This window comes from Paenibacillus paridis (genome assembly GCF_006345825.1).
GTDB lineage: Bacteria > Bacillota > Bacilli > Paenibacillales > Paenibacillaceae > Pristimantibacillus > Pristimantibacillus paridis.
Window position 1 is genome coordinate 1,477,275 of record NZ_VCIX01000092.1, and the last position, 12,729, is coordinate 1,490,003.

Annotated in this window: 16 protein-coding genes; 14 read left to right on the forward strand and 2 right to left on the reverse strand. The window is 47.1% G+C overall.

Annotation, left to right across the window (positions count from 1 at the left end):
• The 11 genes from FJQ58_RS28455 to fabI all read left to right on the forward strand — a co-directional run bounded on the left by FJQ58_RS28455 (position 1) and on the right by fabI (position 7,233).
• Entirely contained in the window at positions 1-501 is a 501-nt protein-coding gene (locus FJQ58_RS28455) for a (2Fe-2S)-binding protein (RefSeq protein WP_139998648.1), read from the forward strand.
• Positions 498-983, forward strand: a complete 486-nt coding sequence (locus FJQ58_RS28460) for a nucleoside deaminase (protein ID WP_139998650.1) — start codon at positions 498-500, stop codon at positions 981-983. Before FJQ58_RS28455 ends, FJQ58_RS28460 begins: the two co-directional genes overlap by 4 nt.
• Positions 980-1,480 (forward strand): 2-oxo-4-hydroxy-4-carboxy-5-ureidoimidazoline decarboxylase, encoded by a 501-nt coding sequence (gene uraD / locus FJQ58_RS28465; RefSeq protein WP_139998652.1) that lies wholly within the window; start codon positions 980-982, stop codon positions 1,478-1,480. The genes FJQ58_RS28460 and uraD overlap by 4 nt, the downstream gene beginning before the upstream one ends.
• A gap of 17 nt (positions 1,481-1,497) precedes the next feature.
• A complete protein-coding gene (gene pucL, locus FJQ58_RS28470; protein ID WP_139998654.1) occupies positions 1,498-2,460 on the forward strand; it encodes a factor-independent urate hydroxylase in 963 nt (320 codons plus the stop codon).
• A complete protein-coding gene (gene uraH, locus FJQ58_RS28475) occupies positions 2,457-2,840 on the forward strand; it encodes a hydroxyisourate hydrolase (protein WP_139998655.1) in 384 nt (127 codons plus the stop codon). Before pucL ends, uraH begins: the two co-directional genes overlap by 4 nt.
• Positions 2,841-2,908: 68 nt before the next feature.
• Positions 2,909-3,970 (forward strand): adenosine deaminase, encoded by a 1,062-nt coding sequence (gene add, locus FJQ58_RS28480; protein WP_139998657.1) that lies wholly within the window; start codon positions 2,909-2,911, stop codon positions 3,968-3,970.
• 143 nt (positions 3,971-4,113) lie between these two features.
• Entirely contained in the window at positions 4,114-5,052 is a 939-nt protein-coding gene (locus FJQ58_RS28485) for an ADP-ribosylglycohydrolase family protein (protein ID WP_139998659.1), read from the forward strand.
• 30 nt (positions 5,053-5,082) lie between these two features.
• Positions 5,083-5,610 (forward strand): hypothetical protein, encoded by a 528-nt coding sequence (locus FJQ58_RS28490; RefSeq protein ID WP_139998661.1) that lies wholly within the window; start codon positions 5,083-5,085, stop codon positions 5,608-5,610.
• 162 nt (positions 5,611-5,772) lie between these two features.
• Entirely contained in the window at positions 5,773-5,943 is a 171-nt protein-coding gene (locus FJQ58_RS32670) for a hypothetical protein (RefSeq protein WP_202915343.1), read from the forward strand.
• A 44-nt stretch (positions 5,944-5,987) separates the two neighbouring features.
• A complete protein-coding gene (locus FJQ58_RS28495) occupies positions 5,988-6,260 on the forward strand; it encodes a hypothetical protein (RefSeq protein WP_139998663.1) in 273 nt (90 codons plus the stop codon).
• A 196-nt stretch (positions 6,261-6,456) separates the two neighbouring features.
• Positions 6,457-7,233: an enoyl-ACP reductase FabI gene (gene fabI / locus FJQ58_RS28500; RefSeq protein WP_139998665.1), complete on the forward strand. Its 777-nt coding sequence runs from the start codon at positions 6,457-6,459 to the stop codon at positions 7,231-7,233.
• Positions 7,234-7,364: 131 nt separating this feature from the next.
• On the opposite strand, the gene nagZ is transcribed toward fabI, so the two are convergent.
• The gene (gene nagZ / locus FJQ58_RS28505; protein ID WP_139998667.1) at positions 7,365-8,636 is read right to left on the reverse strand and encodes a beta-N-acetylhexosaminidase; all 1,272 of its coding nucleotides are present in this window, start codon (positions 8,634-8,636) and stop codon (positions 7,365-7,367) included.
• Between the two features lie 186 nt (positions 8,637-8,822).
• On the opposite strand from nagZ, the gene FJQ58_RS28510 reads away from it, so the two are divergent.
• Positions 8,823-10,016 carry an oxalate decarboxylase family bicupin gene (locus FJQ58_RS28510; protein WP_139998668.1) on the forward strand — a complete coding sequence of 398 codons (1,194 nt, stop codon included), beginning with the start codon at positions 8,823-8,825 and terminating at the stop codon, positions 10,014-10,016.
• A gap of 65 nt (positions 10,017-10,081) precedes the next feature.
• On the opposite strand, the gene FJQ58_RS28515 is transcribed toward FJQ58_RS28510, so the two are convergent.
• The gene (locus FJQ58_RS28515; protein ID WP_139998670.1) at positions 10,082-10,444 is read right to left on the reverse strand and encodes a winged helix-turn-helix transcriptional regulator; all 363 of its coding nucleotides are present in this window, start codon (positions 10,442-10,444) and stop codon (positions 10,082-10,084) included.
• Between the two features lie 158 nt (positions 10,445-10,602).
• Between FJQ58_RS28515 and FJQ58_RS28520 the strand changes: the two genes are divergently transcribed.
• Positions 10,603-11,802, forward strand: a complete 1,200-nt coding sequence (locus FJQ58_RS28520) for an MFS transporter (protein WP_139998672.1) — start codon at positions 10,603-10,605, stop codon at positions 11,800-11,802.
• A gap of 30 nt (positions 11,803-11,832) precedes the next feature.
• On the forward strand, positions 11,833-12,675 hold the full coding sequence (locus FJQ58_RS28525) for an aldo/keto reductase (protein WP_139998674.1): 843 nt from the start codon (positions 11,833-11,835) through the stop codon (positions 12,673-12,675).
• The last annotated feature ends 54 nt before the right edge of the window (positions 12,676-12,729 follow it).

Sequence of the window (12,729 nt, forward strand, 5' to 3'; positions counted from 1 at the left end):
ATGAGCGAAGAGGCCGTGAAGTCAGAAACACCTTATGTACTGCGCTGCTTCGTTAATGGAAAGGAAGAATCGATTCACACGACACCGGCTGCTCGCTTGCTAACCATTGTAAGAGATGAGCTTTCCCTTACGGGAACGAAGCGTTCCTGTGAAATTGGCCGCTGCGGCGCTTGCATGGTGTTAATCGATGGGAATGCGGTTAATTCATGCCTTACGATGGCTTATCAGTGCTCGGAGAAGCAAATTACAACGATTGAAGGATTAGCCGTGCAAGGCATGGATCCCATTCAACAAGCATTTCTTGAAGAGGGCGGCTTTCAATGCGGCTACTGTACGCCCGGCATGATTATATCCGTTAAAGCGCTGCTCGATGAAAATCCCGACCCTACCGATGATGAAATATCCGAAGCATTGTCAGGCAACATTTGTCGCTGTACCGGCTATGGCGGCATATGGAGAGCGGTAAAACGGGCAGCGGAAGGGAGGCGTCAAACGACATGACAAGCAAACATGAGCACTCCTATTATCTATTAAGAAGCATAGAGGTTTCCCGGCAAGCAAGGGAAGCTGGAAATACGCCTTTTGGCGCGATATTGGTCAATGCTGAAGGCGATATTGTATTGGAACAAGGAAACATTGAGATAACGGAATTCAATTGCACAGGCCATGCGGAGAGAACGCTGATGGAGCAAGCCTCGAAGCGCTTTAGCAAGGAAGAACTATGGCATTTTACGCTATATACCTCTGCCGAGCCCTGCGCGATGTGCGCGGGTTCCATTTATTGGGGGAATGTAGGCACCGTAGTCTACGGCATTTCAGAGAAGCGCTTGGCGCAGATTACTGGTGACGTTGAGCAGAATCCTACGCTCGATTTGCCATGCCGCATTGTATTTGCGCGTGGCCGCAAGCCAATTCAAGTCATCGGCCCGTTTCCCGAAGTAGAGGAAGCAGCGGTGGCGGTTCACGAGGGGTATTGGAAATGAAACTAACTATGGATCAAATTAATGCATGCAGCCGTGAACAATTTGTTGAGCGGCTCGGTACGATTTTTGAATATTCTCCTTGGGTGGCGGCATCCGTTTACCATGCGGTTCCGTTTGCTGACATTGAAGCGTTGCATGCGGCCATGATCAACGTCGTTCGGGAATCAAGGGTAGAGGCGATTGTCGATTTGTTCCGTGCGCATCCCGATCTGGGAACGCGCCTTGCGGTAGGGGAATATTCGGCGAAGGAGCAGCAGGGAGCAGGCCTGAATCAGCTGTCAGCCGAGGAGTATGAGCGATTCTACGGTCTAAACCAAACGTATGTCAAAACCTTCGGATTTCCTTTTATTTTTGCAGTGAAGGGGAAGACCAAGGAAGACATTCTTGCTGCTATGGAGACAAGGATTTGGAACTCGTCAAGCGAGGAAGCCGAGCAAGCGCTGCTTGAAATTGAAAAAATCTCGGGTTTTCGGCTTAGGGAGCTTCTAATCGATTAGAGAAGGGAAGAGGAATCATGCTAAAATTACGCAGCGGTCGCACGCTTTATTATGGGAAAGGGGATGTGCTAACTTATCGCACGTATGCCGCCCCGCTATCTGTCAAAGCGATACCCGAATCCCCTTATACCGGTGACAGCAATGTCATTTTTGCTCATAATATTACCTTCTCTGTCAGCAGCGAGGTGCTGCTTACCTCGTTCACGGAAGGGGACAACACGCAGGTCGTTGCGACAGATTCTATGAAAAATTTTATTTTAAGGCAGACCGCTAATTACAACGGCAGCACGACGGAAGGGTTGCTTGCGTTTATTAGCGAGAGGTTTCTGGAGCGGTACCCGCATATTGACGCGATTGAAATAAGCGCTAGCAAGCTGCCTTTCACTTCGGTCACCGTTGCAGGGGAGAAGGGGTGGAGCGACAGTCAGCTCGTCTTTCGCCGCTCGCATAACGAGCATGCAAGTGCCTCGCTGAAGTGGGCTCGCGGTGCTGATGGAGCAGCTGAACTTACCCTTCATGAAAGTGCCATAGCCCAAATCCAGCTAATAAAAGTAAGCGGCAGCTCCTTCTATGGCTTCGTTCGCGATGAATATACGACGCTGCCGGAGAGCTTTGATCGTCCATTATTTATTTTTTTGGATATATTTTGGACCTATATAGAGGCAGAAGATGCTTTCGATAGCAGTAGGGGGAGATATGTCCCCTCGGAGCAGGTTCATGATCTCGCCCATACGCTGTTTCATTCGGCCAATTCGCCTTCGATTCAATATTTGATTTATCGAATCGGAACGAGTATACTGAGGAGCTTTCCTCAGCTTGCTGAGGTTCGTTTTGAATCCAATAACCGGACGTGGGAGACGATTGTGGAGCCTGAGCATTCAGCGGCAGCCGGCGTTTACACCGAGCCTCGACCGCCCTATGGCTTTCAGGGTTTTACATTAACTAGAGCTGACCTTGAGGAAGGGAGCGGGCTCGAATGAGCGGCCGGATTACGACTCATGTACTGGATTTGGCAGGAGGAAAGCCGGTGGAGGGCATCACGCTAGAGCTTTGGTATTTGGGAGAGCTACCGGGAGGCAGTGACGCAGGTCAAGCTCCACAGCTAGTTGGCGCTTATCGGACGAATAAAGATGGGCGGGTGGAGCAGCCTTTGCTCGAGGGGGATAGGTTAAGGCAAGGCGTATATGAGCTGATTTTTGCGGCAGGTGATTTTTTTCGGCGAACGAATCATTTAGCTGCAATATCAGAGAGCTTGTTCGATGATATCCCCATCCGTTTCAGTATCCGGGAACCTGGGGAGCACTACCACGTTCCGCTGCTGGTCGCTCCAGGCGGATACAGCACTTATCGCGGAAGCTAGATGCAATGGCAGGCATGTATACCCAGCCTGATTGATGTGTATGAATATAGCGAAAGGGGATTTTGACGATGGCGTTAGTGAAGGAACAAGCGGCAGCTGTTAAGGCGTTGTTGTCGCAGCTGCCAAAGGTTGATTTGCATGTGCACTTGGATGGAAGCGTAAAGCCGGAAACTTTAATAGAACTGGCTAAAGAACAGGGAGAACCTATGCAGCTGGAATCAGATGCGGAGCTGCTGGCCCAAATGAAAGTAGAGGACCATTGCGAGAGCCTCAAGGAGTATTTGGATAAATTCAGTTTTGTTCTGCCCTATTTGCAAACGGGTGCTGCGATAGAGCGAGTGGCATTTGAGGTAGTCGAACAGGCGGCCAAGGAGAATGTTCGCTATATTGAGGTCCGGTTTGCCCCTCAACTGCACCGCATGCAGGGCTTAAGCAACCATGAAGCGATTTCCCATGTTATCGCGGGCTTAAAGCGCGGCGAGCAAGCCTTTGGTACGATAGCAAGAGCGATTATTATTTGCTTGAGAAGCCATGCTGAACATTTGAATATAGACGTTGTTGAAGAAGCAGCGCGTTTTTATAAAAGAGGGGTCGTTGCTGTAGATTTAGCCGGCGATGAGGCATCATTTCCTGCTATCAAGTTCCGTCAGCTATTTGAAAGGGCTAGGCAGTTGGGCTTGCCGATTACAATCCATGCAGGCGAAGCGGCCGGAGCGGAAAATGTAAAGGTTGCGATTACGGAGCTAGGGGCGACGCGGATTGGCCATGGCGTCCGAATGCTAGAAGACCCCGAAGTAGTCGGACTGGTTAAAGAAAAGCAAATCCCGCTAGAAATGTGTCCGCTTAGCAATATTCAGACCAAAGCCGTCACGGGCTGGGGAACCTATCCCATTCGTCGTTATATGGAGGAAGGAATTATTGTTACCGTCAATACCGATAATCGAACGGTGTCGGATACAACGATTCAAAAAGAATATGAGCTGTTAATGGACCATTGCGGCCTTTCTCTTGATGATATAGGGACGATCATAATGAATGGGATCAAGGCTGCTTTTCTTGAAGAGACAAAAAAGCTGGAATTAATTGCGAGCTTCTCAGCAGAGCTTCATGCCCGCGGCATTCAAGCATAATGTAAATATATCATTTTAGGGGCTTTGTGTTCTTTACGGAACGCGAAGCCCCTTTGTTATGGCTAACGTTTCCAAATCATTCTATGGTTGCTATACTGGATCTAGAAATTCGAAAATGGCTTCAAAATGGAGGTAGCATAGAAATGACGAATGTGCGGGATGGTATTCTTGGTTTATGTGTTGGCGATGCGCTTGGTGTCCCTGTCGAGTTTCAGTCACGCAAGACGCTCATGGACAAGCCGCTGACGGATATGATTGGCTATGGTTCGCATGCCCAGCCTGCGGGAACGTGGTCAGACGACAGCTCTTTGGTTTTTTGCTTAATGGAAAGCTGCGCTGCCCATCCGCAAATTGACCTTTATGATTTGGCTGATCGTTTTGTCAGCTGGTTGAACAAAAGCTATTGGACGCCGCATGGTGTGACTTTTGATGTCGGAATTGCCACCGCAAAAGCGATTGAGCGTTATAGGGAACTTTGCATACGGCCGGACTTGGCAGGCGGCGTTGACATCTACAGCAATGGGAATGGTTCATTAATGCGTATTTTGCCGCTCGCCTATCTGCTTAGAAATGAACAAATGGAGGATCGTGCGACGCTGATTGCTAAAGTGTCATCGATTACGCATGGACATCCGATTTCGATAATCGCGTGCGTCATTTATATTGAAATGGCTATCCATTTATTGAATGGCTGCAATTTTGAGGATAGCATCGTGAAAATGAGAGAAACGATACTGGAATACTACAAGGATTCGAAAATGGAAGATTTCAAAAGATTCGACCGCATCCTGAAAGGCGAGCTCGGCAAGCTTTCTGAGGAAGAAATTCAATCCTCTGGTTATGTTGTGCACACGCTAGAAGCGAGCCTATGGAGCTTGCTGAATACGGATAACTACAGCGAAGCTGTTATGAAGGCTATTAATCTGGGCGAAGATACGGATACAACAGGCGCTGTAACAGGCGGATTGGCAGGGATCTACTATGGCGTGGATGCTATTCCTCAAAGCTGGATTAGCCAACTGGCAAGACTAGATGATATTACGGATTTATGTGAGCGCTTTGAGGCGGTCTTAAACGCATAGGATGCAGGTAGAGGTAATGGGAGTGACGAAATGCAAAGAGCAAAAGAGCTGTTTACCGATTATTTCGGCAATTACTTTCAAATGCACAAGAACGGACTGCTCGAAGAATACAAAACATATGAGGTAACAAAGGAAGCGGAAACGCAATGGTATGAGGAAATGATAGCAAACGAAGTGAAAAAGCTTTCCATTCGGAACTGGGATGCCGCCTTGCAATGTGTTTCGATATCCAAAAATTATCCTGACAGTAAGATAGTGGAACAAATCGTCGCATTTGCTTCCCGGCATGTGATGTCGTCGGACAGCATGGTTAAGCTGATGTACGCTGAGCTAATAATTGAAATCATTAAGCTGGTCAAAGCACATACCGCGACTGAACTGCTTCATAAAGCATACAAAGAAACAGCGATCATTTTGGAAGATATTATTTCGAAGCCGTTAATCATAGATCCGGGCCATGAGCTGCATGTATTTGGCTTGAAGGACAAACGCTCTCTAAATCTTAGAGCGGCGAACAGCATCGAGAGCATTAAGGCATTATTAGCTTCAGACCAATAAGCATGCGGTTTACATTTGACAATCAGTAATTCCATTATTTGAGCAGTTCGTTATTTCCAATTCGAGATAGAAATGTTACATTACAAAGAGATGGTTTTTTTAGTCTATAGCTTGGGAATTCGTGATATAAGTAAGCATTATACGAATTTGGGAGTGATGTAGATGAATAAGGATCAGCAGCTTTCGCTATTGTTTCTCTTTCTCGGCGTCGTGTTTGTTATTGGAGGGATGGCGGCAAAAAACGTTTTTGAGTATTCGCCCATCCTAGGCTGGATCCTAGGGCTTATTGCGTTTTTAACAAGCACTTATTTTGCATCAAAAGCCAAAAAGTAAGAAAATATAGGCTGCAACAGTTGAAGAAAGCTTTGGAGGATATGATGAAAAAGAGAAATTGGGCACTGCTTGCAGGTGCGATCATTCTATTTTTTGCCCTGTCCAGATGGAATGCTTTTACGCACCTTACATCAGGGCAAATAACGGTAATCGCTGTGCACGAGCATGATATTGAAATTCAGGATCAGAGCGGACACCGATCTACCATACAAATCCCGGATGGCATCTCAAAATTAATCGAAGCAGACAAGTCTTATTGGATTAAATACGAACATCGGGAGTGGGAAAAGCCAACCTTGGTCTCCATTGAGCCTTAGTTGAATTTGGAAATATACCAATCAAGCCCCGTCTATTGTTTGGTTTCTCATTTTGAAGTTGAATATTTAGAACGATATCGTTAGTATAGAACAAGGCATGACGTTTTTTTGCACAAATAAGCGTATGAGCGCGTATCCACTAGGTTACACCTATACGATTTCTAAAACAGAGAGAAGCACAACTAGGAGGAGCAGCATGTCGAACTTACTGGAAAATAAAAACATCGTCATCATGGGCGTTGCGAATGACCGCAGCATTGCTTGGGGAGTAGCTAAATCTCTTCACAAGCAAGGAGCTAACCTTATTTTCACTTACCGCAAAGAGAGATCATTGGATAAGCTAACAAAGCTGCTGGAGCAGCATCAAATCACCGCTCTTCAGACGGTATCCTGCGATGTACTGGATGATGAAAGCGTAACGGCTGCCTTTCAGGACATTCAGCAGAAGTCTGGCATCATACACGGAGTGGTTCATTCGGTTGCTTTTGCCGATAAGGATGAGCTGCAAGGTGAATATGTGGATACGACTAGAGAGGGCTATCTGCTCGCACAGAATTCAAGTGCCTATTCATTGGTTGCCGTTGCCCGCGAAGCTAAGAAGCTAATGACCGAAGGCGGCAGCATCGTGACGCAAACGTATATTGGCGCAGAACGGGTTGTGAAAAACTATAATGTGATGGGTGTGGCCAAAGCTGCACTTGAAGCCAGCGTGATGTATTTGGCAGAGGATTTGGGGAAATACGGCATCCGTGTCAATGCGGTATCCGCAGGCCCGATTCGAACGCTGGCAGCCAAAGGCGTGTCAGGCTTCAACGACATTATGTCGACCATAGAAGAACGAGCACCGCTGCGCCGCAACATCGACCAGGACGAGGTTGGCGACGCCACCATGTTCCTTCTAAGCCAATTGTCCCGTGGAATTACGGGCGAAGTGCTTCATGTCGATGCCGGCTATCATATTCTAGGCTTATAGGCAGTACAAAAAGGCTCAGATTCCGTAATGGGATCTGAGCCTTTTTAATATGGCCAACGTTTTCTAATGAAGAGGATTCTGGTCTAGCGCTCCAAGATCTGATTTTAAGGTGATAGAAGGGCAACGGCCAGCTACTTTTGTTTTTTCGCTTGTAATGCGGTTTGAATGTGATGATTCACGGCTTCGATATCAACGGAGGCCGTCGCAGTATCTTTCAGCTGGTATTTGTTCTTTAAGCTCAGTATGCGATAAACGCTCTCATCCAGTCGCGCTTTGGAAAGCACATCATCGCGAGCAGCTTGCTTTAACGATTTGAGGACTGAAATTTGTGTTGCATAATCATGCCCAATTAGAATAATGTCGCTTCCGGCTTGTACGGAATCTACGGCTGCCTCGCCGACATTAAAATGCTCCGTAATTCCGCCCATCGTCATATCGTCTGTAATGACAATGCCATTATAATCAAGCTCCTCGCGGAGCAAGCCGGTAATCATCTTCTTCGACAAGGAAGCGGGGTAATCCGGGTCGATCTTTGGAATCAATAAGTGAGCAATCATGATCGCATCAGCACCTTGTCGGATGGCCTCTTCAAACGGAAGCAGCTCAAAGCCTTTTAATTCATCGAGCGTCTTGTTAACGACAGGCAGATCCAAGTGGGAATCGACGGAGGTATCTCCGTGCCCAGGGAAATGCTTGACGACAGCCGCTACCTGCTTGGATTGAATGGCCTTCATGGTCACGATGCCATGTGTAATGACAGTATCAGCTTTAGCGCCAAAGGAACGATTGCCAATGACTGGATTTTTGGGATTGCTGTTAATATCAAGAACGGGTGCAAAATCCATATTGAAGCCAAGTGCGCGTACTTCTTCGCCAAGAGCTTGTCCGATTAAATTCGTATAGTTGGCATTAGCAGCTTTGCCAACATCGGCAGCTGGCGGCAGCTTCTTGAAATCGTCCGGCATACGGCTCACTTTCCCGCCTTCTTGATCGATGCTTAGCCATAGCGCGGCTTGGTTATCCTGATTTGCCTGTTTCAGCTGATTTAAGAACTTTAATGTTTGGGCTGCGCTGGTGATGTTATCCTTATATAGGATAAATCCGCCAACATGATAGCTGTCGATCATTTCTTTGGAATGCTCCTGCATGGATGTGCCTTCTAAACCGACAAGGACCATCTGGCCAATTTTTTCATCCAGGGTCATGTTGGCAATTTTTTCGGCAATCGGATCGATGGCTGCTGTAGGCTCGGCAGTTGGAGACGCAGTCGGCTCTATTGTAGGCTGCGTACTCGGAGCAACGGTTGGATTCGTAGAAGAATTGGCTCCATTGGATGTATTTGTACTGCTGCAGCCTGAAAAAATAAGCATAATGGAAATCACGGTAGCTATTTTCAAGTTCATCAACGATACCTCCTTCTAGCAATATCCCCTTGAATAAGTTGGGGCATACCATGCTAATGTTTTTAACTGACGAGGATTGACGATCAGATGTTGCAGCAGAAAACCACATATATCATACTCTCTCATCATAAGCTGTATAGGTCATGAATGCCATGATTAGATGAACAAGTGATAGGGAGTGGAAGAATGGAAAATCCACCTTATGACGGGAAAGACAACAATCAAATCCCGCAGCCCTTTAGAATAAGCGACGGTGCTGGCGGAATTGACCGTGGTCCGAGGGATATTATGCGGGACAAGGAAAATCCGAATATGTTCGTGCCGCCAGTGACAGACGCGGGTTTGCTTCCCAATTTAAAATTTTCCTATTCAGATACGCATATGCAACTAAATCAAGGCGGCTGGTCTCGGGAAATAACGGTCCGTGATCTCCCTATTGCGACAACGCTTGCCGGCGTGAACATGAGCCTGAACGCAGGCGGAGTGCGCGAGCTGCACTGGCACCAGCAGGCTGAATGGGCTTATATGCTTCTTGGAAAAGCGCGGATCACTTCTGTGGATCAAGCCGGACGTAATTTTATTGCAGATGTCGGAGAAGGGGATCTGTGGTATTTTCCAGCGGGCATTCCTCATTCCATTCAAGGGCTGGAGGGCGGATGCGAGTTTTTGCTCGTCTTTGATGACGGCAGCTTCTCGGACCTTAATACTCTTTCGATTTCCGATTGGTTTGCTCATACGCCAAAAGAAGTGCTCTCTGCTAATTTTGGCGTTCCAGAACAGGCGTTCAAGGACATTCCAACCGATCAAGTCTATATTTATCAGGACAAAGTGCCAGGTACGCTTGAGAGCCAGAAGGTTCAATCTCCCTACGGTACGATACCTCTGAGCTTTACGCACAGCCTCCTAGCACAGCCGCCGCTTAAAACGTCTGGTGGCAGCGTGCGCATTGTGGATTCCTCCAACTTTCCGATCTCGAAGACGGTTGCTGCCGCCTTAGTGGAAGTTGAGCCGGGAGGAATGAGGGAGCTGCACTGGCATCCGAACAATGACGAGTGGCAGTATTACCTTGCCGGACAGGGACGGATGACGGTTTTTGCTGGAAACGGGGTTGCGCGAACCTTCGATTATCGAGCGGGTGATGTCGGATATGTTCCATTTGCGTATGGTCATTATATCCAAAATACGGGAGAGCAATCCTTATGGTTTTTGGAAATGTTCAAAAGCGACCGTTTCGTCGATGTTTCGTTGAATCAATGGATGGCTTTAACGCCGCGTGAGTTGGTTAAAAGTAATTTGAATGTGGGAGATGAGCTGCTGGATGCGCTGCGCAAACAAAAGTGGCCGGTCGTGAAGTATCCAGGTTTTTCTTATGAGCCTTAACAGAATAGAGCCAAACAAAGAATTTCCATTTGCCTTAGGCGGGCGCGATGGAAATTCTTTCTTTTTTATTTGTTGAAAATATTTTCTTCCAGCACATCATGCTTGTTGCCGTATACTTTCACGATGTGGCATTCTCCCCAAGCCGATAACGAATCCAAGATGGCCTTCAAGCTTTGGCCATATTCACTGAGTTGATACTCTACCTTCGGGGGAACCTGATTATATACGATGCGATTGATAATACCGTCTTCTTCAAGCTCTCGAAGCTGCTGTGTCAGCATCTTTTGGGTAATGTCGGGGATGAGGCGCTTAAGCTCACTCGTCCTCTTCAAACCATGCGTCAAATGACATAGGATGATGCATTTCCACTTGCCTCCGATAACCTCCAGTGTGGCCTCCACACTCACGTTATATTTCTTTTTGATCATGCTATGACTCCTCTAAGTTCATATTGTGGGTACTTAAAAGTACCTATAGTACTTATAAGTACGTACTGTTCAATTTGCTCGGCATAACCGATAATAACATTCATCGGCCGATCAACGCTACACGAATTATTTTATAGACAGAGGATGGGGGAAGCAGGATGACGACAGAAAAAAGAAGAAGCACATTAGCGCTGCTGGCGTTAGCGGTTAGTGCGTTTGCCATCGGAACAACGGAATTCATTAGCGTCGGATTGCTGCCGCTCATTTCGCAGGACTTGAATATTTCGGTTACGACAGCCGGTTTAACCGTGACGTTATATGCGCTGGGTGTGATGTTTGGCGCACCAATTCTTACATCCTTAACGACGAAAATACCGCGAAAAACACTGCTGCTCGCAATCATGGTCGTCTTTATTATCGGAAACTCGCTGGCTGCTACGGCTTCGACGATCGCATTTCTGCTATTTGCGAGAATTATTTCGGCATTCGCACACGGTGTGTTTATGTCCATCGGGTCGACGATTGCCGCTGACGTTGTCTCTTCAGACCGCAGAGCTAGCGCGATTGCAATTATGTTTACCGGATTGACCGTGGCTACGATAACCGGCGTGCCAATCGGAACGTTTATTGGACAGCAACTGGGCTGGCGAGCTGCTTTCATAGCGATCGTTATTGTAGGAATTATAGCGTTCATCGCCAACAGCATTCTTGTTCCGTCTGATTTGCGCAAAGGTACGCCGACGACCATCGCCCAACAGATGAAGCTGTTTACGAATGGCCGATTGCTGCTTATCTTCATCATTACAGCTTTAGGTTATGGCGGAACCTTTGCCGTATTCACTTATTTAGCCCCAATGTTGCAGGAATTAAGCGGGTTTAAACAAAATCATGTGACCGTTATTCTGCTCTTTTATGGAATCGCGATTGCGATCGGCAATGTGATTGGCGGGAAGTTAGCTAATCGCAAGCCTTTAAAAGCTTTATTTTACATGTTTATTGTACAAGCCGTCGTATTGTTTATTCTGGCATTTACAGCTCCATTCAAAATCGCCGCGCTAATTACGATCCTCCTGATGGGCTTGTTCCATTTCATGAACGTTGCAGGACTTCAGGTTTATGTAGTTATGCTGGCGGAGCGGTTGATGCCTGGCGGCGTCGATGTTGCATCTGCGATCAATATTGCAGCGTTTAATGCAGGTATTGCCATTGGCGCATATCTAGGCGGAGTAGTGACTGATTCCATTGGTTTGATTCATACGTCTTGGTTTGGCGGGATCATGGTGGTGGCAGCCGTGCTGTTGACGGGCTGGAGTCTCAAGCTGGAGCGCAAGGATACCTTGAAAGAAAAGACAGTTTAACTACAACATTTTACTAGCGAAGGAGATTATATAATGAATCATTTACAAGCGACAACAACTTTGCATAACGGTGTGGAAATGCCTTGGTTTGGGCTAGGCGTATTTAAAGTAGAGGAAGGCGAAGAGCTGGAACAAGCGGTAGCTTCAGCGATTAAAAATGGGTATCGGAGCATCGATACCGCAGCTATTTACGGTAACGAAGCGGGTGTTGGAAGAGGAATCAAGCCAGGACTTCAGCAGGCAGGCATTAGCCGCGAGCAGCTGTTTGTGACATCGAAAGTATGGAATGCTGATTTAGGCTACGAAGAGACGCTTGCGGCCTATCAAGCGAGTCTTGACAAGCTTGAACTTGAGTATCTGGATCTTTATCTGATTCATTGGCCCGTGGACGGAAAGTTCTCTGAAGCGTGGCGAGCATTGGAAACCTTATATAAAGAAGAGAAAGTGCGGGCGATTGGGGTAAGCAATTTTCAAATTCATCATATCGAGCACTTAATGAAAACAGCAGAAATCAAACCGATGATTAATCAAGTGGAGTACCACCCGCGCTTAACGCAAGAAGAGCTCAGAGCTTACTGCGCGCAAAACGGGATTCAACTCGAGGCTTGGTCACCGCTGATGCAAGGGCAGCTGCTTGACCACCCGCTTCTGCAGAAAATTGCGGACAGCTATAGCAAATCAGTGGCACAGGTCATTTTACGCTGGGATTTGCAAAATGGTGTTGTTACGATACCGAAATCAACGAAGGAAACACGAATCATCGCTAATGCAGACGTATTTGATTTTGAACTATCTGCAGAGGATATGGCCCGTATTAGCGGCTTGAATGAGAATCACCGCGTAGGTCCGGACCCGGATAATTTCGATTTTTAATAGGGAGAGACAAAGAATGTTATATTCTTTGTCTCTTTTTTCGTTATTGCCGCC